The 19,590-nt window shown below is 68.7% G+C and carries 12 protein-coding genes; 10 read left to right on the top strand and 2 right to left on the bottom strand.

What is annotated here, in order from left to right; genetic code table 11:
* Positions 1-6: 6 nt before the first annotated feature.
* On the top strand, positions 7-609 hold the full coding sequence (locus J2S45_RS01105) for a hypothetical protein (RefSeq protein ID WP_307634259.1): 603 nt from the start codon (positions 7-9) through the stop codon (positions 607-609).
* Positions 610-664: 55 nt separating this feature from the next.
* Positions 665-1,543 carry a YwiC-like family protein gene (locus J2S45_RS01100; protein WP_307634258.1) on the top strand — a complete coding sequence of 293 codons (879 nt, stop codon included), beginning with the start codon at positions 665-667 and terminating at the stop codon, positions 1,541-1,543.
* A 185-nt stretch (positions 1,544-1,728) separates the two neighbouring features.
* Here the strand turns inward: J2S45_RS01100 and J2S45_RS01095 are convergent, their stop codons facing one another.
* Positions 1,729-2,784 carry a histidinol-phosphate transaminase gene (locus tag J2S45_RS01095; protein WP_307634257.1) on the bottom strand — a complete coding sequence of 352 codons (1,056 nt, stop codon included), beginning with the start codon at positions 2,782-2,784 and terminating at the stop codon, positions 1,729-1,731.
* A 74-nt stretch (positions 2,785-2,858) separates the two neighbouring features.
* Here J2S45_RS01095 and J2S45_RS01090 point away from each other — a divergent pair, with 74 nt between their 5' ends.
* The 8 genes from J2S45_RS01090 (at position 2,859) to J2S45_RS01055 (ending at position 13,334) form a co-directional block, all read left to right on the top strand.
* Positions 2,859-3,257, top strand: coding sequence for a phage holin family protein (locus J2S45_RS01090; protein WP_270973476.1), 399 nt, complete (start codon positions 2,859-2,861; stop codon positions 3,255-3,257).
* A 3-nt stretch (positions 3,258-3,260) separates the two neighbouring features.
* Complete coding sequence (locus J2S45_RS01085) at positions 3,261-4,121, top strand: fructosamine kinase family protein (RefSeq protein ID WP_307634256.1); 861 nt, start codon at positions 3,261-3,263, stop codon at positions 4,119-4,121.
* Positions 4,122-4,263: 142 nt separating this feature from the next.
* Positions 4,264-5,670, top strand: coding sequence for an adenylosuccinate lyase (gene purB, locus J2S45_RS01080; protein ID WP_307634255.1), 1,407 nt, complete (start codon positions 4,264-4,266; stop codon positions 5,668-5,670).
* 4 nt (positions 5,671-5,674) lie between these two features.
* Entirely contained in the window at positions 5,675-6,349 is a 675-nt protein-coding gene (locus J2S45_RS01075; protein ID WP_307634254.1) for a DedA family protein, read from the top strand.
* A gap of 126 nt (positions 6,350-6,475) precedes the next feature.
* Positions 6,476-7,960 carry a hypothetical protein gene (locus J2S45_RS01070; RefSeq protein ID WP_307634253.1) on the top strand — a complete coding sequence of 495 codons (1,485 nt, stop codon included), beginning with the start codon at positions 6,476-6,478 and terminating at the stop codon, positions 7,958-7,960.
* Between the two features lie 104 nt (positions 7,961-8,064).
* The gene (locus J2S45_RS01065) at positions 8,065-8,289 is read left to right on the top strand and encodes a heavy-metal-associated domain-containing protein (RefSeq protein WP_270973482.1); all 225 of its coding nucleotides are present in this window, start codon (positions 8,065-8,067) and stop codon (positions 8,287-8,289) included.
* A complete protein-coding gene (locus J2S45_RS01060; protein WP_307634252.1) occupies positions 8,289-10,565 on the top strand; it encodes a heavy metal translocating P-type ATPase in 2,277 nt (758 codons plus the stop codon). The genes J2S45_RS01065 and J2S45_RS01060 overlap by 1 nt, the downstream gene beginning before the upstream one ends.
* A gap of 93 nt (positions 10,566-10,658) precedes the next feature.
* Entirely contained in the window at positions 10,659-13,334 is a 2,676-nt protein-coding gene (locus J2S45_RS01055; protein WP_296932005.1) for a lysylphosphatidylglycerol synthase transmembrane domain-containing protein, read from the top strand.
* 20 nt (positions 13,335-13,354) lie between these two features.
* Here the strand turns inward: J2S45_RS01055 and J2S45_RS01050 are convergent, their stop codons facing one another.
* Positions 13,355-19,366 carry a glycoside hydrolase domain-containing protein gene (locus J2S45_RS01050; protein ID WP_307634251.1) on the bottom strand — a complete coding sequence of 2,004 codons (6,012 nt, stop codon included), beginning with the start codon at positions 19,364-19,366 and terminating at the stop codon, positions 13,355-13,357.
* Between the last annotated feature and the right edge of the window lie 224 nt (positions 19,367-19,590).

Genomic DNA, 19,590 nt, shown 5'->3' with positions numbered 1-19,590 from the left:
GGATTCATGAGCCACCCCCACGCCAGCCCGCCGCAACGCGAAAGCCGCGGCCCCCTCTACTTCCTCATCGGCGCCGCGGCCCTACTCTTCGTCGTCATCCTTGTCATCGTCTTCCAGCGGCTCATCGCCTCCGGGCGCGACCTCGCCACCAGCCCGACGACGTCGGCCACCGCCGCCCCCACCGCGCAGGCCGCCCCCAGCCAGGCCGCGCCCAAAACCGCCGAGGCCACCGTGGCCACGCCCACGCCCGAGCCCACGCCGATGCGGCCCGCCCCCAGCGGCGCCATCGAGGCCGCCTCATTCACCACCCCCGCCGAGAACATCCACTGCCGCATCAACTCCGACAACGTCGAGTGCTCCATCTACACCTACGACTACCCCTCCCCCGGCCAGTGCGAGGGGCTGACTGCCACGTACGTCGTCGGAACTGAGCGCGCCGTCAACGCCGACTGCCAATACGCCGTCAGCGTCTCTGACGTCTACGACTACGGCACCGCCGTCTCCCTCAACGGATTCGCCTGCACACTCGAGAATGACGGGGTGACCTGCTGGTCCGTCATGTCCGGGCACGGGTTTGAGCTCAAGCGCGCGGCCGACCGGATCTTCTAAACGCCACTAAACACCAGTAAACGCCACACATACCCGCGATCTTCGGAGTCTGATCATGAGCCGCAAGCTCCCACCCGGCTGGGTCCCGCGCTATCACGGCGCGTGGGCGATGGTCACCATTCCCATCCTGCTCGGGATCGCGCTCGGCGGCTTCGTCCCGGCCCACCTCCTCCTGCTCGGCACTTGGTGGGTGGGCTACTTCGCCTTCTACGCCATCGGGCAATGGCTGCGTTCTGCCCGGCCGGCCGGTCGCTCTACATCGCGCCAACCGCGCCGCACGTCCTGCGAGCGCCGACGCTCCGGGGGCTCCGGGGGGAGGCGCTCCGGACGCTCCCGTTTCGTGCGGCCAGCGCTGACCTACACGGCGATCGCGGCTCCGCTCGGCGTTGCACTGCTCGTGGTGGCCCCATTCCTGGTGCGCTGGGCGTTCGCCTTCGCCCCGCTCGTCGTGGTCTCGGCCTGGTGCTACGCCCGCCGCAAGGAACGCTCCTTCCTCAACGACGCGGCCACCGTCACCGCCGCCACCCTTACCCTGCCCGTCGCCTATGACCTCGCCACCCATGACCTCGCCGCCCTCCCCGGTTCCTCCCCGGACGGCTCAGTGACGGGATGGGCCTGGATTTGGATCGTCACGGCCGTGGTGGGCTGGTACTTCCTGGGCACGATCTTCTACGTCAAGACCAACATCCGCGAGCGCGGCGACTGGGCCTGGTTCCTCGCCTCCCTCCTCTTCCACGGGGCGGGGCTGATCGGGGTGCTGGTCCTCAACGCGCACCTGCGGTTGCCGCTGGCACTGCCGTGGCTGTGTGGGCTCATCGCGATCCGCGCGGTGGCCGTGCCCGCGTGGGGTTACCACCGCGGCTGGTTGCCTCCGATCGCCATCGGGCTGGGCGAGGTCGCCATCTCGGTAGCGCTGTTCCTGGTGTTCCTGTGACCGCTCGGCACGGGCCTGCCCCGACACTTCACTTGAGGATTTGACCCACCTGCCGACACTTCACTTGAATATACCGACTACCGATCGCTATACGCGCCTGGTAGGCCTCAGATTCCTGAGTTATGTCGGGCTCGAGCAGGGTGAGGGCACCGGGCCCTGACCGGTGTGGGCCCGGGGAAGCGCGATTAGGCAGCGCGGAACGCCCGATATGCCCGGACCAGGCGCAGGGAAGCCTCCGGCGTCGCAACCGTGACCCGCACGCCGTCGTCGGGGAATGTCCGCACCACGATCTTCTCCCTGCCGCACGCGGCGGCGAAGCGCTCCGCGTCCTCGCCGAGGTCGAACCAGAGGAAGTTGCCCTGCGGCGCGCCGCCCTCCCAGTCCAGAGCCCGTAGCGCAGAGACAAGCTTTGCCCGCTCAGCCTTAATGACACCCACCCGGCGCTCCACCTCGCCTCGCTGCTGGAGCGCGGCCACAGCCGCCACCTGGGCGAGCGCGTTCACACCGAAGGGGGTGGCCACCTTGTCGAGGCCGGCCACGACGCCGGTCGCGCCAAGTGCGTAGCCCACCCGCAGCCCGGCCAGCCCGTACGCCTTGGAGAAGGTACGAAGCGTCACGACGTTCGGGAACTCACGAACCAGTTCCACCCCGCGTACGGGATCCTCCATCTCGACGAAGTCGACGTAGGCCTCGTCGATGAGAACGGGGATGCTGGCGGGAACGGAGCGGAGGAAGCGGTGCAGCTCGTCGTGGGTGAGGGCCGAGCTGGTGGGGTTGTTCGGCGTGCAGATCATGATGGCGCGGGTGCGCGCGGTGACGGCGTCGAGCATGGCGGGAAGGTTGATCGCGCCGCCACGCAACGGGACCTTGACGGCTACGCCGCCCGCCGCCTGGATTGCGATCGGGTAGGCCTCGAAGCTACGCCAAGGTAGCACTACCTCGGCGCCGGCCCCGCACACCGCCTGGAGGAACTTCTCGATGAGCGCCACCGAGCCGTTGCCCACCGCCACGTTGTCCACCGACGTCTCGTGGAAGGCGGCGACCGCCTGTTTGAGGGCGGCGGCACCCATGTCCGGGTAGCGGCCCAGGTCCCCTATCCGTAGCCCGAGGGCCGCCTCCACCCCGGGCAGGGTGGGGAAGGGCATCTCGTTGGACGCCACCTTGATGACGTCCGGGTCGGTCGGGTTACGGCCGGCCACGTAGGCGGGGAGCTGATCGATCTCGGGGCGGAAGAAACTCATACCTCCATCTTGCACCCATTTCGCGGGCCGCGCACTCCCCGTTTTCCCACCCGTCCCGGCCGTAGGATGGGGGCATGAGTTTCTTAGGCAGGACAGTGACCAACGGCCTCGCGCTGTGGATTACCACGATCATTCTCCCCGGCATCCGGCTGGTGGGCCCCGAGGATGGGCCGCTTGCCGGTCTTGGCCCGGTCGGCCGGATGGTCGTCTACTTCCTCCTCGCCGGCGCGGTGTTAGCGCTGGTGAACACGTTTGTGCGCCCCTTCGTCATGCTGATTTCGTTGCCGTTCTATGTGGTCACGCTGGGCCTGTTCTTCGTGGTGGTCAACGCGCTCATGCTCATGCTCACCGCGTGGATCACGGGCTACTTCGAGCTATCGCTCGTGGTGGATGGTTTCGGCTGGGCGCTCGCGGGCGGCGTCGTGGTGGGCGTGGTCAACTGGATTTCGGCTCTCGTCACCGCCTCCGAGTGAACCGTGGCGCTCCACACTAAGCGCGGGGATAGGCGGGCCGTCGCCCACGAGCTGTCCGGCCTCGCCGCGCTGGCTAAGGCCGCCCACGACGGCGGAGCTCCCGTCGCGCGGGTCGCCTCCGGTGGCGCTGGCACCCTGTCGACGTATGTGCTGCGTCCTGCCCCGCCGACGCCGGGCGCCGCACGGGAGTTCGGCGCCCGGCTTGCCCGCACCCATGCCTACGCCGAGGGGGCGCGCGTGTTCGGCCAGGCCCCCGACGGCTTTGAGGGGGAGGTGGGCGCGATGGGGATGGCGCCGTTGCCGCTGGTCGCGCCCGGTTCGCCGGCTCGGCGTTTCGGCGAGTTTTACGCCGCCGACCGTCTTCTGCCCTACGTGGGCGCGGCTCTCGCCAACGGCTCGTTCACCCCGCAGGACGCGGCCGTGATCGAGAGGCTGGCCGGCCGCCTCTGCGACGGCGTCTTCGATTCTCCCCAGCCTGGGCTGGTGCGCACGGACGCGGCGCTCCTTCACGGTGACCTGTGGTCGGGCAACCTGCTGTGGTCGCGGCCCGATTCTCCGATGGAGGGCGGTGTCGATCCGGCCACCCCGGCGGATTCGGCGCCCGGAGGGGCCGGCGTCGTTGGCGTGCTCATCGACCCGGCGTGCCAGGGCGGTCACGCCGAGTCCGACTTGGCGCAGCTGACCGTGTTCGGCGCGCCGTTCGTGGAGGAGATTTACGCCGGCTACGACGAGGCCTCGCCGCTTGCTCCGGGGTGGCGGGAGAGGATCGGGTTGCATCGGCTGCACATGCTCATCGTCCACGCCGCCCTCTTCGGTGGCGGTTACGGGCGGGAGACGGTGGCGACGGCCCGCCCCTACCTGTGACCTCCCGCCCACCTCGCGCACCTCGCGCCCCACCCCGCAGATGTCACACCAAAAGCCCGAAATTGGTGTCACATGTTGCGGATTAGCGTTACATTTGCGGACTTGGCGACGCCGCCGCTTGCGGATGTGCCACCATGGAACCATGAACTTTTCTGACATGTACGCCCTGGGTCCGCTCGACGGTCGCTACCGGCCGGAGGTCGCCCCGCTGATCGACCACCTCTCCGAGCAGGCCCTCAACCGCGCCCGCGCCCACGTGGAGGTCGAGTGGCTGATCTTCCTCTCCACGAACATGGTTCTCCCCGGCGCGCCCGTCCTCACCGACGCCGAGATCGCCTACCTGCGCGCGATCCCCACCAACATGGACGACGCCGATATCGCCCGGCTCGCGCAGATTGAGGCCGAGACCCGCCACGACGTCAAGGCGGTCGAGTACTTCCTCAAGGAAAAGATGGACGCCGCGCCCGCGGCGCTTGCCGAGCCCGCCACCCACCTCCCCCAGATGCACGAGATCGTCCACATCTTCGCCACCTCGGAGGACATTAACAACCTGGCCTACGCGCTCAACATCAAGGCGGCCCTCACGAACGTCTGGCTGCCGGCCGCCCGTGCCCTCGTGGCCGATCTTTCCCAGATGGCGCGCGCGAACGCCGAGACCCCCATGCTTTCCCATACGCACGGCCAGCCGGCTTCCCCGACCACGCTTGGCAAGGAGGTGGCCGTCCTCGCCCACCGCCTCTCCCGCCAGATCCGCCGCATCGAGGCGGCCGAATTCCTCGGCAAGTTCAACGGCGCCACCGGCACCTATGGCGCGCACTCGGTCTCCGTGCCGGGCGTGGACTGGCCGGCCCTCGCCCGCCGGTTTGTCGAGGGGCTGGGGCTGACCTTCAACCCGCTCACCACCCAGATCGAGTCCCATGACTGGATGAGCGAACTCTTCGCCGACGTCGCCCGCTTCAACCGGATCGCCCACAATCTCGCCACCGATTTTTGGACGTACATCTCGCTGGGCTACCTCGCACAGAACCTCGCGGCGCAGGGCTCTACGGGGTCCTCCACGATGCCGCACAAGGTCAACCCGATCCGTTTCGAGAACGCGGAGGCGAACCTCGAGATCTCTTGCGCCCTGTTGGATACCCTCGGCGCCACTCTCGTCACGTCGCGCCTCCAGCGCGATCTGACCGATTCCTCCACCCTGCGCAACGTCGGGGTGGCTTTCGGCCACTCGCTGCTGGCGATCACGAACCTGCGCCGCGGCGTGGCAGGCGTGGAGGCCAACCGCGCCGCGCTCGCCGCCGACCTCGACGCTCACTGGGAGGTCCTTGGCGAGCCGATCCAGCAGGCGATGCGCGCCGCCGCGATTGCGGGCGCCACCGGCATGCAGGACCCCTACGAGCGCCTCAAGGAGCTTACCCGTGGCCACCGCGTGAGTGCGGAGGAGATGCGCGCCTTCATCGGTTCGCTCGGCCTTCCCGACGACGTCGCTACGCGCTTGGCGAATCTCACCCCTGCCTCCTACGTGGGGCTGGCGCCCCAACTCGTACGCTGAGCACATGATTCAACTGACCGTCGCCGCACCCGCCGTCGCCGCCACAGCACCTGCCGCCGCCGACCAGCTCACGGGCATCGCCGCGTGGGCCGTCACGATCATGGAGTCTCTGGGCGGTCTTGGGGTGGCCTTCCTCATCGCGTTGGAGAACCTCTTCCCGCCGCTGCCCTCCGAGATCATCTTGCCGCTGGCCGGTTTCACGGCCTCGCAGGGCACGTCGTTCGGCCTGGTCTCCGCGATCGTCTGGGCCACGGCCGGCTCGCTCGTGGGCGCGTGGGCGCTGTACGCCATCGCCCGCCTCATCGGCCGCGAGCGCACCCGCGCAATCTTCAACTGGCTGCCCCTGGTGAAGATGTCGGACGTGGATAAGACCGAGGAGTGGTTCCACAAGCACGACCAGTCCACCGTGTTCTTCGGACGCATGCTGCCGATTTTCCGCTCCCTCATTTCGTTGCCGGCCGGCGTCATCAAGATGAACCTGGCGTGGTTTACGCTGCTCACGACGGCGGGCGCCGCGATCTGGAACACGGCCCTGGTAGGCGCGGGCTACGTGTTGGGTGAGAACTGGCACCTGGTGGAGCAGTACGTGGGGATCCTGTCTTACGTTGTGGCGGCCGTAGTCGTGGTGCTCCTCGTGTGGTGGGTGGTCAAGCGGTTGCGCGCGAATAGGATGGCCTGACGCCAGCGTCTCGCGCCAACTCCCGCGCCCGCACGCCAACTCCCGCGCCCGCCTCCCGTCCGTTTTCCCCGCCGCCTGCCCGGAGCCACTAGACTGGAGGGGCAACCTCGTCTACGAAAGAGCCCCATGCTTACCTTCCAACTGGCCGTCACCGCGCAGCAGGCGCAGGCCTTCCTTGACACGGGCTACGACCTCTTCTCCGGCTTCGCGGTCGACGCCGCCGCCGCGGCCTCCGTCACCGACGTCGCCGACCTGATGGACCTGCTCTGCCTCCGATTCCCCGGCTCGCCCTACTCTGAGGACGAACCGCTCGACATCCTGCACGTGCCCGTGGATCCGTTCATCTTTGACCGCCACGCTGTCGGCCCGCTGCATCCGGAGGGCTACCGTGGCGGCGTCGTCGACTATCCACCCTTCGATGGCTCGGGTGTGGCCCGCGGCGGCGGGGTGGAGACGGACCTCCTACTCGTGGACCCGGCACGGCTCACGGCGGGCGCCCGCCTGTGGCGCTTCCACCCGGGCAGCTTGGAGCCGGAGCTGCGCGGCGTCTACCACGGGCTTGCCTATGGCTGGGAGAACGTCGCCACCGGCACCTTCACGGCGACGGTGCCCTCTCCGTTCGTCGGCCCGGTGATCAAGCGCGACTGGGGTGGCGTCCCGTGCGACGTCGAACTGGACGGCGGCCGCCCGTCGGCGGTGACGATGGTCAGTCCCACAAACCCGCCCACCGAGGAGGGTTTCACCGAGCTCGAGTCGGGGATGTGGGCCAAGCGCATCGCGGTTGGCCACGGCGCGGACATCTACGCCGACCTCGTCACCGGGGAGGTCTCCGGCATCCCGGTGCGGGTGGTCCGCTCAGTGCGTAGCGAGGACAAGCTGCTCTTCCAGGTCACGGCGTCGCTCAACGACGCGCTGTACCTGGAGCGCGCGAAGTTCCAGCGCTGGTCGACCGGCGTGTACACCGCGCTCGTTGACCCCGCCCATCTCACGAACCAGCAACGCCAGGAGGCGCGCCCTGTCAGCTGGGACGTCTCCAACCGGCCCGCCATCGCCGCACGTGGCAAGGCGATCGACTTCTCCGACACGAACGTACTCTTGCGCGAGTGCCTCTCCCTCCTGTCCCAGACGGCGCCGCCCGGATGGGTGGAGGAGACGGTTCGCGTCCAGCTTGTTGGCCAGTCCGCGATCTATGAGGGCTACGCCAAGCTTGAGGGCGAGAAGAACGCGCAGCTTCGCGTGCTGCCCACCGCGGTCATCCACCATCTGCGCCGCCTCAAGCAGAACCTTGCGATCGCGGGTGAGGCCCCGTTCCTCGTGGCCGTCATCAACGTGACGAAGGACGGGCAGGGCAAGCTCAACGTCAACGCGGTGCAGGAACCCGTCTGGGCCGACCTCGTGGGCGCCGAGGAGTGGCACACCGAGGTGGAGGCCTTCCCGCGCAACGGCGATAACATGCCCGACTGGTTGCTCCACCGCCTCGCCCGCGACGCCGCCCACGACGCCGGTGGCTCCGGCAACCCCGCCGCGCACGCGCCCCGCGAGGGCTCGCCCTATTCCGCCGACCTGACCGCCGGCATCCAGTGGATCGGCGACCTCCAGCCCGAGCAATAGGCGGCGCACCCAGCCTTGCCCCGGAGCGGCCCGCTGGAATAAACCCGCACCCGGTGTCGTTGGCCTCAGTGTCAACGCGAATGACACCGAGTGAAAGGTTTGCCATGTCCACCACCCTTAAGGTCAACGGAATGACCTGCAATCACTGCGTCGCCCACGTCACCGAGGAGCTCATGGAGCTGCCCGGCGTCGACTCCGTCGACGTGACCCTCGATCCGAAGGGCACCTCCGAGGTTCGCCTCGCAACCTCCGCCGAGGTCTCCGACGACGCGTTGCGTGAGGCCGTCGACGAGGCGGGCAACTACACCGTCGTCGAGATCGTCCGCTGATGATTGAAGTTGACCTCGCCGTGCGCGGGATGACCTGCGCTTCCTGCGTGGCGCGCGTAGAGAAGAAGCTCAACAAGGTCCCCGGGGTGACGGCGGTGGTCAACCTGGCCACCGAGCGGGCCCACGTCGAGCTCGACGGCTCGGCCGCCGACCTGTCGAATGAGGACCTGGTCGGCACCGTCGTCAAGGCCGGCTATGACGCGTCGGTGATCAGCCGCACCGGCGACGCGCCCGACGCCGAGATGATCCAGGCCGCCGAGGCCGCCGCGGAAGCAGCCGCGAAGGCGCGGGTGGCGGATCTGTGGCGCCGCTTCGTGGTCTCCGCGATCCTGTCGGTGCCGGTGGTTGGGCTGTCAATGATTCCCGCCCTCCAGTTTCCTGGCTGGCAGTGGGTGATCGGCGCCCTGTCGCTGGTGGTGGCGTTCTGGTGCGGTTGGCCCTTCCACCGTGCCGCATTCCGCGCGGCACGCTACGGCTCGTCGACGATGGACACCCTCGTCTCCCTCGGCGTGCTGGCCTCCATGGGCTGGTCGCTGTGGGCGCTGACGCTGGGCGGGGCCGGCCGCATCGGCTACACCATGCAGATGACCGGCATCCACGGTTTGGGCCACGCCGCCGCGCCACACCTGTACTTCGAGACCAGCGCGATGATCGTGACCTTCCTGCTGATCGGCCGCTGGCTGGAGGCCCGTTCGCGCCGCTCCGCCGGCGACGCCCTGCGTTCCCTGCTTGAGCTTGGCGCCTCCGAGGCGCTCCTCGTGCGACGCGCGGGCTCCGATGAGCCGGTGGAGCGGGTTGTGCCCGTCTCGCAGGTGCAGGTGGGGGACGTGTTCCGGGTGCGTCCCGGCGAGACCGTGGCCACCGACGGCGTCATCGTGGCGGGTTCCTCCTCCATCGACGCCTCGCTCGTGACCGGGGAGTCCCTGCCGGTCGACGTGGGCGTGGGCGACGACGTCACCGGGGCTACCCTCAATACGCACGGCTCGCTCGAGGTGCGCGCCACGCGCGTGGGGGAAGACACGACGCTGGCCCACATGGGTCGCCTCCTCGCCGAGGCGCAGACCGGCAAGGCGCCCGTGCAGCGGATCGCCGACCGGATCTCGGCCGTCTTCGTCCCCGTCGTTATTCTGATCGCGCTAGCCACGTTCGGCGTGCGCGTGTTCACCGACAACGCCGAGATGGCGCTCGCCTCCGCGATCACCGTGCTGGTGGTGGCGTGCCCGTGCGCGCTGGGCCTGGCGACCCCGACGGCGTTACTGGTCGGCTCCGGCCGACTCTCCCGCCTCGGCGCGCTCATCCGCGGCCCGGAGGTGCTCGAGGGCGCCCACGCCGTTGACACCATCATGCTGGACAAGACCGGCACCCTGACCAGCGGCGTCATGTCGGTGAGCGAGGTGGAGACCGCGGGCACTTCTGGCGCCGAGGGCACGTCTGGCGCCGAGGACGCCGTCCTTGCGCTGGCAGCCGGGCTCGAGGCCCACTCCGAGCACCCCATCGCACAGGCGATCGTGCGCGCCGCCCGTGAGCACGGGATCACCCCCACCGCCGTCTCCGATTTCGCGAACCATGCCGGCAAGGGAGTGGCGGGCACGGCCGGCGGCGAGCCCGTCGCCGCCGGCCGCCTGAGCTGGCTTGCCGACCACGTCAGCCCCGAGCTGACCGACCGGGCGCAGGCGTTGGCGCGGACAGGAGCAAGCGTCGTCGTCGTGACGAAGGCCGGGCGCGGGACGGGCCTCATCGCCGTGCGCGACACGATCCGGCCCGAGGCCTCCCAGACCCTGGCTGCGTTGCGCGAGCGCGGGCTGACCCCCGTGCTCGTCACCGGCGATAACGCGCCTGCCGCCGTCACCGTCGCCGCCGAGCTCGGCATCGCGGACGTGCGCGCCGAGGTGCTGCCCGAGCAGAAGGTCGAGGTGCTCAAGGAGCTTCAGGGCGCGGGCAGGAAGGTTGCGATGGTGGGCGATGGTGTCAACGACGCCGCGGCCCTCGCCGCCGCCGACCTCTCGATCGCGATGGGCTCGGGCACCGACGTGGCCAAGGCCGCCGCAGACATCACGATCGTCAACTCCGATATCCGGGCTATCCCGAACTCGCTGCGGGTTTCCGCCCGCACGCTGCAGATCATCAAGGAGAACCTGGCCTGGGCTTTTGCCTACAACGTCATCGCGATCCCGCTGGCGGTGTTCGGCGTGATCGTGCCCGGCATCGCGGCGTTCGCAATGGCGAGCTCGTCGGTGATCGTGGTGGGCAATTCGCTACGCCTGCGCAACGCCTGACCGCGTGCCCGTCCGATGCGGTGCCCGCCCGATGCGGCCACCGCATCGGGCGGGCACCGACGCACCCCACGAAGTGGAGCCGGAGCCGTCCGCATGAGTAGGATCGATGATGTGACGGCCCAGCACAAACCAGACAACCGCGCCGCGGCAGGGCGAACCCCCGAGCGGGAGGTTCTCCTCATCGACTCCCAGCCGAGCTGGGTACGCAACCCCGCCGACCTCTTTGGCGCGGTACTGTGCGTGGTCGGGATCGCGTTCGTCATCCTCGTCTCCGTCTACGCCAAGACCACCACCATCGCCGTCGCCCAGGACGTGCGGCGGGCCGCCAGCGGCATCCTCACCACGATCCTCGCCCTGCCGATCAACGCCCTCGAAGGCCTCATGTCCTTCTTCCTGCCGATCCTCATCCTCGGCGAGATGGTGCTCCGCAAACGTTGGCGCGCCCTCTTCACGACCCTGGTGGGCTCGGGCGCCGCCGTCGGCATTTCCGCCCTCGTGGTGTGGATGGGCGCCAAGTGGTTGCCCAGCTCCGACCTGTTCGACGCGCTCTCTGAGCCCGTCCCGGGCCAGTCGCTCATCGTTGCCGTGCCCTATGTCGCTCTCCTGGCCACGATGCTCACCGTCTCCGGGTCCTCCAAGGGCTCCCGGATCACGCGCACGGGCTGGTGGCTGCTCAGCATCGCGCTCGTCCTGTCGATCCTGCGCGGCAACCAGAACCTCTCCGGCGCCCTGTTCACCATCCTCATCGGTGTCCTCGCCGGCCTCCTGACCCGCTACATTGTGGGCGGCGCCCCCGATCGCACGGTCGGCGCCAGATTCGTGGCGATGATACGCCGCGCCGGGATCGACGTCGTCACCGCCGTCCGCATCGACGACCTCACCGGCGATTCGATGCTCCAGGCCATCGACGTCACCACCTCCTCCCCCATCGGGCACACCAACCTTGCCGGCCTCGAACAGATCCGCAAGATCTTGGACCCCGACAGCGACGACGCCGACACCGAGACCGCCACCCTCATCGACGAGATTGACAACCTCACGATGCCCGGCGACGAGCGCGAGGTCACCGACGTCGACTCCTACGCCCTGCGCGCGCAGACAATTGCACGCTACCCGACCACTCGGCCGTCGGCGGTCTCGCGTAACTACATCGCCACGGACATCCATGGGCGGGCCTTCCACCTCAAGGTGCTCGATAACGATCGCCAGATCCTGTCCTTCCTCGACGACGTGTGGGCCCGTATCAGCCTGCGCACCGCGATCCGCCAGACGCGCCGCACCCTGGAGGCCACCGCCGAGCAGATGCTGCTGGCCCAGATGCGCGCCGAGCAGATCGGGGTCGCGGACCGCGCCTCCTCCACGATCGCCGGGCTCGACTCCTCCATCCTCGTGGCCGATCTCGCCACCGCAGACCCGCTCCTGAAGGACGCCGACCCCGATTCAATCACCGACGACGACCTCGACCACCTCTGGCACGAGCTCAACCTCGCTCACCGCAACGGCATGTCGCACGGCAACATGCACGCCAGCTACGTCAAGGTCACCCCGATGGGCCTGCACGTGGCCAACTGGCAGCACGCCTCCGTCCTGTCCACCGACACCGCCCGACAGGTCGACCTGGCCCAGACGGTCGCGATGCTGGCCGGGGTGGTCGGCGTCGCGCGTGCCGTCGCCTCGGCGAACCGTAACCTTCCGACGACGGCGGTGGCCTCCATCGCGCCCTTCCTCCAGACCACCATCCTTCCCCAGGCCACGAAGGCTGCGCTTGAGAAGAAACAGTTGCAGGATTTGCGCGACGCCCTCGCCGCCGAGATTCCCGACGCCTCCAACCTGCAGACCGTCGAATACCAGCGCTTCTCCCTCAAGACAATCGCGACCGTCGCCATCGGTGGCATCGCGCTGATCATCCTCTTCGGCTCCCTCAACTTCGACGATCTGCGCACCGCTATCCTCGGCGCCAACCCGTGGTGGATGGTGATTTCGTTCCTGTTCGGGCTCGGCACGTATGCGGGTGTGGCTGTCACGCTGACCGCCTTTTCCAAGGAGCCCGTGCCCTACCGGGAGGCGTTGCTCGTGCAGGTGGCGGCCTCCGTGGTCACCCTCGTGGCGCCCGCCGGCATCGGGCCGGCCGCCATCAACCTGCGTTTCCTGCAGAAGAAGAACGTCTCCACACCCGCCGCCGTCGCCACCGTCTCTGCGATGCAGGTGGGCCAGTTCGTGGTGACGATCGCCCTGCTCGTGGTGCTGTCCCTCTTCACCGGCGACTTCGGCAATCTGTCCCTGCCTTCGGGCACGATCCAGATCGCGCTCGCGATCATCGTGGTGGTCGGCGGGATCGTCGGGGGTATTCCGCAGCTGCGGCGCTGGGTGATGGCGAAGATTCGTCCCACCGTCAACCAGGTCTGGCCGCGCTTCGTGTGGCTGTTCACCCACCCCACCCGCATCCTGCTGGGGGCCACCGGCTCGATGCTCATGTCCGTGGCGTTCATCGCCTGCTTCGGGTTCGCCCTGAAGTCGTTTGGCTACGAGTTGCCGATCATCACCCTCGCCGTGACCTATCTGATCTCGAACTCGGTGGGCTCCGTGGTTCCTTCGCCGGGCGGTATCGGTCCGGTCGAGGCGGCGCTGACGGGCGGCCTCGTCATCGCGGGCGTGCCCTCCTCCATCGCGTTTTCGACCGCTGTGCTCTACCGCCTCTTCACCTTCTGGGGCCGGGTGCCGCTCGGGTGGGTGGCGCTGCAGATCGCGCAGAAGCGCAACATCGTCTAGCGGGCCGGCCCCGGCCCGGGCTAACTCACCAGCTTCACGGAGCTCCAGCCGTGCCCGATCGGGGCGCCGGTGGCGAAATACCCGCGCTGGTTGTTGTAGAGGAACAGCCTCCCGTCGTTGCGGATGGCAACCAGGTCGTAGGCGCCGTCCCCATTCACGTCGCCCGGCGAGGAGACCGCCCCGAAGCTCGACCAGCCGTGGCCAATCTGGCCCGCGCTCACCAGGCCGCCGCCTCGGGTGCCGGCGAAGACGAACAGCTTTCCGTCCGAGCGCGTCGCGATGACGTCCGGGTAGCCGTCGCCGACGAACTGGCCGACGCCGACGACGTTCGTCATCTCCTGCCAGCCGTGGCCGATCTTCGTGCCGTTCGCCAGGCCGTCGCGGGTCACCTCGTAGCGGTAGAGGTCACCGGTGGCGACCTGCCGCGCGACGACGTATTGCGTATTGCCCGCGCCGAGCTTGCCCACGTATGCGATGTTGTCCATGCCGTTCCAGCCGTGGCCGGCCCTGATGCCCTGCTGCAGTTGCCCGCGGCCGAGCGAGTAGTAGAAGTACAGCTCGCCGTTCGCGTGGCGAAGCAGCAGGTCGGCGCGCCGATCGGCGTTGACGTCCGAGATGGCGGTCATCGCGGTGATCTGCGCTCCCGGGCAGTGGGCCACGTACTGATGGGCGAAGGCAGAGCCGTAGTTCGCGTAGAAGTGGATCTTGCCCTCGGCGTCGAGCGACCAGAGGTCGGCCAGCAGGTCCCCGGTCGCCTCCCCGAGGAGGTTGGTGGCACCCGGCGCCCTGCCCGCGAACTCCTCGGCCGAACAGGTCGCGCCCGGCTCGCCTGCCTTTGCCACCCGGAAGATGACCTTGAACGACGTCGCCGAATCCGGGTGTACGCTCAGCGGCGGGTAGGCGATGGTCACCTCGATGCCCACGTCCCTGCCCGCGTCTTGCGCGGTGGGCGTGAAGGTCACGGCGCCGGTCGCCGGGTCAATGCTCGCGCCCTCGGGTGAGCCGTCCGCGAGCGCGAAGGTGGTACCCGCGGGCCACTCGGCGGGGCTCGCGTCCTCATCGATCGCGTCGAGCGGGTAGCTTGTCGCGGCGGTGCCGACGCTCGCATCCACCGGCGCGCCGGCGAGCAGGACGTCCAGCTTGGGCAGATCCTCGGGGTCCGTTTCCGCCGGCAGGATCGTGATCACCGCGGCGGAGCGCGCCGTGTAGGTGCCCGCAATGTTCGGAAGCAGCGTCGGGGCGCCGACCTCCTCGGTGACCACCACGGGCACCTCAATCTGTCCAGGCCCGGCGTCCGCGGGGACCGTCCCCGTCAGGGCGGCGTCCTCGGAGACGGTGAGCCACGCGGGCGCGCCATCGCCGAGTTCAACGCTGAGCTTGCCGCCGTTGCCGGCCACCTTCAGGGGCGTGGCCGGGATCGCGTCGCCGGGGTGAACCGCGATCGGATCGACGCTGACCTTGAGGAAGGTGTGGGCCCAGTCGATGGGGGCATCCGCGGGTAGCGTGTAACCGTGCTCGGCTAGTCCGTTCATCTTGACCTCGATGCGCTGGCCGGGCTCGGCCCGGTAGACGCCGGGCTCGGCCACCACGCCATTGACCAGGTAGCCAATCCCGTTATCCGGGATCTGGTAGCTCTGGATTGCCGTGCCCTCCATGATGGAGTCGGAGATCGCCGGCGCAGTATTCGACACTGTACGCTTGGCCGCGCCGAACTCCGCGGCCGAGCCGAACGACTTGCCGGGCACGGTGCTCGCCGCGTTGGTCACGGAGAACTTCACCCAGGGGCCGGTGGTGCCGGCGGGCAGCTCGAAGTTCTGCAGCCCTGCGGAGTTATCGGGGTGGACGGTGGCGACCTCGGTCCATGCCTGCCCGTCGGGCGAGGTGTAGATCTTGGCCTCGGACGGGTGGCCGTTCACGCCCGCCTGGCGCTTTTGGTACTGCACAGCGCACAGTTCCTGTCCCTGCGCGGCGTCGGTCTTCCACCATGCCTCAATCGGGTAGGCGTGGCCGTTCCACGCCGAGTGCCAGTGGGTCGCCGGGTTGGCGTCGAAGGCGAGGGAGATCGGGCCCTCGTTCGGCAGGCCGGCGGTGGACTCCTCCGAGTTCGCGGACGCCTCGCCCACCAACGACGCCGGAACGCACGTCCCTGCCGACGCCGTCAGGTTCACCTGGGTGGCCAGCTCGGGGCCGGTGGTGGCGAAGGAGACGGTGCCCGGGCCGGTGGCGCGGTTGTTGGCTACCCAGAACTCCGCGCTCGCGGTGCGGTTGGCGCCGATGGCAGAGGTGGTGACGTTGGCGGGGGTGATCTGCCACCCCTCGGGCGCGGTCGGCGTCACTGTGAGCGGATCAAGCCCGCTGGTGAGAGGGGCGTGAATCTGGACGGTGACCTTCACCGGGGAACCCGGGGAGACCTGTTCTGAGCTGGCGGAGGCGCTGATGCGCGCGGCTTGGTCGGCCTGTTCGCCGATCGCGTTGAGGGCGATCGAGCGGGCGCCCACCATGCCGCCCCAGGCGGGTGCCGTCTCCGCGTCGGTGTCCGCCACGCCGGTCAGCGTGTGCTGGAGGCCGGCCGCGTCGCCGTCGTCGGTGTTCATCGCCTCGCGCAGGATCTCCGAGTCGTCGATGCCGTCGAGGAATGCCTCCCAGCGCATCGAGGACACGGGGCCCGCCTCGGGGGCGCCCGCACGGCCGCCGGGGTAGATGAGGTACTCGTCGCCCTGGTGGTAGAGGAAGGTCGAGTTGGCGTAGACGTCCGTCGGCCAGGAGTTGAAGGTCCAGCGAAGGAACCCGTCGAGGTTGCGCTTTTGGACGATCCAGCCGAGCATGCGGCCCGACTGCAGCGGCGAGGCCGTGATGACGTTCGGGCGTTGCGGGCTGTAGTAGGTGTAGAACAGCGAGGCCTTGCCCTCCTCCTTGCGCTTGGTCACAAGGTCCGCGGGGACCTGGCTGAGGAAGTCGTAGTTGAACGCCACGAAGTCGGCCTTGTTCGCCTCGTTGACGGAGTTCGCGGCGAGCGCGAGCTTGCCCGCCCAGTCGGGGGCGTCGTCGTTGATGAGGCTTTCGATGGCGGACATCTGCTCCGTGCGCGGCTCGTCGACGAAGAGCGAGGCGCGTTCGAACCAGCCCTTGTCTTTGAGGTGCTGCTCGAAGGCAGCCAGGAAGGCGCTCCACGCGGCGCGGTACTCGTCCCCGCCGAGCGCGATCGTCTTGCTGACGAGCTTGCCGCCCTGGGTGTCGTCGTAGTACGTCAGGCGGTCCTGCCTGAATCCCTTGATGGAGAAGGCGTGGATCGGGCCGGTGATGCCGGCCTCGGCGTGGGCGGCCACCACCCTGTCGAAGACGTCGAAGTCGAAGGAGTAGCGCTGGCCGTCCCACCGCCATTCGACTGTGGAGTTGTAGTGCGAGGCCGTCTGCGGGTGGTCCGAGTCGGGCAGGTACCACGGGTCGTGGACGATGGCCACGTTGACCACGTCCTGCTGCGCCTCGGCCAGCTCGGCCAGGTAGGGCTTCATGAGCGCAAAGTGTTCCTCGGACCAGGGCTCGACGCCGTACCAGTCGGCGATCGCGTCCGGGTGCCACCACAGGTCGAGGACAAAGGGGCGCGCTGCCCGGTCGAGCAGCTGCGCGTCGCGCACGGACACCTTCACCGGATAGCTGGCGATGACCAAACCATCGAGCTTGAGGGTGATGGTTTGGCTGATGACGCCGGCCGCAGCGTCGGGGGCCACGTGGGCGACGAACCAGACCGCCTGGTTGGCATTCGCCTCCACGGTCGGCGCCGCGGTGCGAAGCGGGTCAAGTGTTGAGCCGGCCTGGAGCGTGCCCTGGTCGGAGTTGACGATCCGGTCCGGGTAGCTCACCTCCCACTCGATCCCCTCGGCCGGGCTGACCTCGGCTGTCAGCTGGCCCGCCGTCGGCGACACGACCACGAGCTGGGCCGAGGCGCGGTTGTCCTTCGCCATCTCCAGGCCCAGATCGTGCCCGCTGGGCAGGATCCACGAGTCGGGTTGGGCCTCGGGCATGCGCGTGAAGCTCGAGCTCTGGAAGTCTCCGGTGGGCAGGTAGACCCTCGCCTCGTCGGCTCCGACTCCCGACGCGTTGATCGTCGCATCCGACAGATCCAGGCGCACCGTCTCCCGGTTGGACTCGTATTGCTGACCGTCGTAGGTGAAGGTGGCGTAGAACTCCTGCTCCCAGTATCCGCGCTCCACGTCCTCGGCGGTGATCACGTGCCGCATGTCGTTGCGCGACCAGCAGATGCCCGGGTTGTAGGCCGAGTTCGGCAGGATCTTCGTCCCCGGCGCCATCGAGTCCTGGTGGCAGTAGTTGGTGGCGTAGTTAAGCTGGACGTTGCGCACCGGCACGTTGCCGACGTTGGTTACCCGCACCCAGGGCACGGCGATGTCGCCGAGCGGGCCTTCCTGCGGTGTCACCCCAGGGCGCCAGATCTTCGACCCGTCCTCGTACGTGGCGTCCAGGTAAGGCTCTACCAGCACCTTCGGGGTCGGCGTGCCCGCCTCGCCGGTCACGTTCACGTATACGTACTGCTGGGACGTCTTCCCGCCGACGGCGTACGTTGCCACCAGCGTCCGCTCCCCCAGGAGCGTATCGGGGACGTTGAGCGCGACGTCGACGTCCGCGCTTTCGCCGGCCGCGATCGGCCCGACGTCGGCGGTATCCGTGGCCGTCCACTCCGACTTGTCGTAGCCGGTGACGGAGAGGGTGCCCGGCGCGAGCTGGTCGGTGCCCTGGTTCGTGATGGTGAGCGGCAGGGTGAAGCGCTCGCCGGCGGTGACGGTGATGCGGTTCTTCGGGGTCGTCTCCGCTTGGCCTTGCTTGGCGCTGATTGGCGCGCACACCATCATCCCCGTGGTGTCCACCGACGTGTAGGCCATCGTGGTGTAGCCGTCGCGTTCGAGGAGGACGCCGACCTTGCCGGTCGCCTCGCCGTTGCGGTAGATCGGGGTGCCCGTGATGTACTCCGACTCGTCAGCCTCGATGGTGACGCGGCCAGGCCAGGTGGCGCCGTCGTCGCAGGAGACCTTCGCCGTTCCGTTACGGCGGATGTTGGGATCGTCCGAGTTGAGCAGCATGAGCATCTTGGACTTCGGGTCGCCCGCCGCGGCGTCGGGGTAGAGACGCAGGATCGTGCCGTTCGAGGTGGGGTCGACCTGCTGGCCGTCGGTGTGGGCGTTGCCCCAGGTCTGCCCGCCGTCGGAGGAGTAGGCCACGCCGCGCATGCCGCCGCCCACTCGCGCGCTCATCATGAGTGTGCCGTCGGATAGCTCCACGACCTTGTTCTCATCCCCATAGGTGGCGAACGGGGTGCCGAACTGCCAGCTGGCGCCATCGTCGTCGGAGAAGAGGGAAACGTTGGCGTTGCGGCCGGCCGCGCGGGTGACGAACTGTTGGATGAGGCGGCCCTTGTGGGCGCCGGAGCGGACCTGGATGCCCTCGCCGGAGGCGGCGAAGATGCCGGCCCAGTCCGCGGGCTTGACGTCTTCGGTGATGTCGCGGTGACGCCAGGTGGCGCCGTTGTCGTCGGAGTAGGAGTAGGCGACCGTCATGGTGTTGGGGTCGGAGGCGGAGTTGCCGGCGCTCGCCCCGCCGAATCCCTGATTCTCCGAGCCGGCATAGAAGACGAAGATGCGACCCGTCGCACGGTCTACCAGAACCGACGGGTCGCCGTTGCCGCGCTTGCCCGTCTCGTAGCGGATCGTCTGAATCGGGCCCCAGGTTTGGCCCTCGTCCTTGGAGCGGCGCATGACGACGCCGATGTTGCTCGCCAGGTCGTCCTGGTTCGGGCGCATGTCGAAGATGGCGAGGAGGTCGCCGTTGGGCGCCTGGGTCAGCGCGGGAATGCGGTACTTGACGCCGCCGGGGATGTCATCATGCCATTTGGCGATGGTGACCATCTCCCCGACCGGACCCTCGTCCGAGAGCGCCGCGGGCGCAAGCGGGACAGCTAGTAGACCTGCCAGGGCGACGGAGGCTGTGAGGCCAACGCCGAGCAGGCGCCGAATTCCATTCATGTGTTCCCCTTCAAATCCGCCGACGCTTCGTTGCGTGAGCTGGCGCGACACTGCGCATGCGTGGGTACCGTGCAGTTTCGACTCTATCAGCCGGCGTGTTGTCAGACAACGGGTTTGGGGTAAGTCGGAGCGCGCCTTGGCAAGCCGGTCCGCGAGCCTGAGGAGGCGAACCCGCTGGCGGCGGGCATGAACCCGGCGTGGCGCCGCTGTGGCGGCGGGCGCGG

Source organism: Trueperella abortisuis (assembly GCF_030811095.1).
GTDB classification, from domain to species: Bacteria; Actinomycetota; Actinomycetes; order Actinomycetales; family Actinomycetaceae; genus Trueperella; species Trueperella abortisuis.
The sequence above is the reverse complement of the archived record's forward strand: the minus strand, read 5'-3'. Positions and strand labels throughout refer to the sequence as shown.

Bases quoted from the DNA above. Each gene is read 5' to 3' on its own strand.
- J2S45_RS01095 (WP_307634257.1), bottom strand. From the start codon at position 2,784: ATGAGTTTCTTCCGCCCCGAGATCGATCAGCTCCCCGCCTACGTGGCC.
- J2S45_RS01100 (WP_307634258.1), top strand. From the start codon at position 665: ATGAGCCGCAAGCTCCCACCCGGCTGGGTCCCGCGCTATCACGGCGCG.
- J2S45_RS01075 (WP_307634254.1), top strand. From the start codon at position 5,675: ATGATTCAACTGACCGTCGCCGCACCCGCCGTCGCCGCCACAGCACCT.
- J2S45_RS01055 (WP_296932005.1), top strand. From the start codon at position 10,659: ATGAGTAGGATCGATGATGTGACGGCCCAGCACAAACCAGACAACCGC.
- J2S45_RS01070 (WP_307634253.1), top strand. From the start codon at position 6,476: ATGCTTACCTTCCAACTGGCCGTCACCGCGCAGCAGGCGCAGGCCTTC.
- J2S45_RS01050 (WP_307634251.1), bottom strand. From the start codon at position 19,366: ATGAATGGAATTCGGCGCCTGCTCGGCGTTGGCCTCACAGCCTCCGTC.
- J2S45_RS01065 (WP_270973482.1), top strand. From the start codon at position 8,065: ATGTCCACCACCCTTAAGGTCAACGGAATGACCTGCAATCACTGCGTC.
- purB (WP_307634255.1), top strand. From the start codon at position 4,264: ATGAACTTTTCTGACATGTACGCCCTGGGTCCGCTCGACGGTCGCTAC.
- J2S45_RS01105 (WP_307634259.1), top strand. From the start codon at position 7: ATGAGCCACCCCCACGCCAGCCCGCCGCAACGCGAAAGCCGCGGCCCC.
- J2S45_RS01090 (WP_270973476.1), top strand. From the start codon at position 2,859: ATGAGTTTCTTAGGCAGGACAGTGACCAACGGCCTCGCGCTGTGGATT.
- J2S45_RS01060 (WP_307634252.1), top strand. From the start codon at position 8,289: ATGATTGAAGTTGACCTCGCCGTGCGCGGGATGACCTGCGCTTCCTGC.